General features: G+C 67.3%; 1 protein-coding gene. It reads left to right on the forward strand.

Annotated features, from left to right (window positions below):
• The first annotated feature begins 106 nt into the window (after positions 1-106).
• Positions 107-1,260, forward strand: a protein-coding gene (locus tag HCN51_RS57685; protein WP_168022222.1) for an IS3 family transposase whose coding sequence is annotated in 2 segments (ribosomal slippage) — positions 107-320 and positions 320-1,260 — 1,155 coding nt in all. Because the reading frame shifts where the segments join, the coding sequence is not laid out codon by codon here.
• The last annotated feature ends 41 nt before the right edge of the window (positions 1,261-1,301 follow it).

Below are 1,301 nucleotides of genomic sequence, written 5' to 3' on the forward strand. Positions count from 1 at the left end.
CTGGAGTTAGCCCGGTTTGGTGGACACCTGATCTCTGGGGAACCCTGGTTCCCGGAAGAAGGAGTCTGCTGTGCCGAACAACTATCCGCCGGAGTTTCGCCGGCAGATGGTGGAACTGGTGCGCGCGGGACGGACACCGGAAGAGCTGGCCAAGGAGTTCCAGCCCTCCGCGCAGTCGATCCGTACCTGGGTGCGCCAGGCCGACCTCGATGACGGCCGCCGCCAAGACGGCCTGACCAGCGCGGAGAAGGACGAGCTGGCCCGGCTGCGCCGCGAGAACAAGATTCTCCGCGAGGAGAAGGAGATCTTGCGCAAGGCCGCGGCTTTCTTCGCGCGGGAGACGGATCTGCCGAGATGAAGTTCCGGCTGATCCATGCGGAGAAGGACCACCACGAGGTCTCCCTGCTGGCCCGGGTGCTGGGTGTGTCGCGCCAGGGCTACTACGCCTGGGCCGCCCGCCTGCGGCGTGGCCCATCGGCACGGGCCCGCCGTGACGCCGAGCTGACAGAGAAGATTCAGCGGCATCACCAGGCCTCCGACGAAATCTACGGAGCGCCGCGTATCCACGCCGATCTGCGCGAGCTCGACGGGGAGCGGGTGGGCCGCAAGCGGGTGGCCCGGCTGATGCGCGCCGCCGGGCTGGCCGGGGTGAGCCGGCGCAGGGGCTGTCGCACCACCATCACCGACCGGCGCGCCGCTTCCGCTTCCGACCTGGTCAGACGCCAGTTCGTGTCGGCTGAGCCGAACCGCATCTGGACCGCCGACATCACGTACGTGCCGACCTGGCAGGGCTTCGTCTACCTGGCGGTGGTGCTGGACGTCTTCTCCCGCCGGATCGTCGGCTGGGCGATGGCCGACCATATGCGCACCGAACTGGTGACCGACGCGCTGGCGATGGCGATCCACCAGCGCCGCCCCGAGGCGGGGGTGATTCATCACAGCGATAAGGGCAGTCAATACACCTCCGTTGCCTTCGGCCAGCGGTGTGAGCAGGCCGGCGTCCTACCGTCGACGGGCCGAACCGGGACCTGCTTCGACAATGCGATCACCGAGAGCTTCTTCGCCTCGCTGGAATGCGAGCTGATTGACCGGCGCACCTTCCACACCAGGCCAGAAGCCGAGCGGGCCCTGTTCAGTTACATCGAGGGGTTCTACAACCCGCGTCGCCGCCACTTCGCCAACGGCCAGCTCAGCCCGGCCGAATACGAACGCCGCCACGCGCTCAAGAACGCCCAAGACCTCGACTATGCTGCCGCGTAGTCGCAAGCCCTGATGTGTCTATCGAACCGGGGCAACTCCAG

Source organism: Nonomuraea composti (assembly GCF_012034275.1).
Taxonomy (GTDB): Bacteria; Actinomycetota; Actinomycetes; order Streptosporangiales; family Streptosporangiaceae; genus Nonomuraea; species Nonomuraea composti.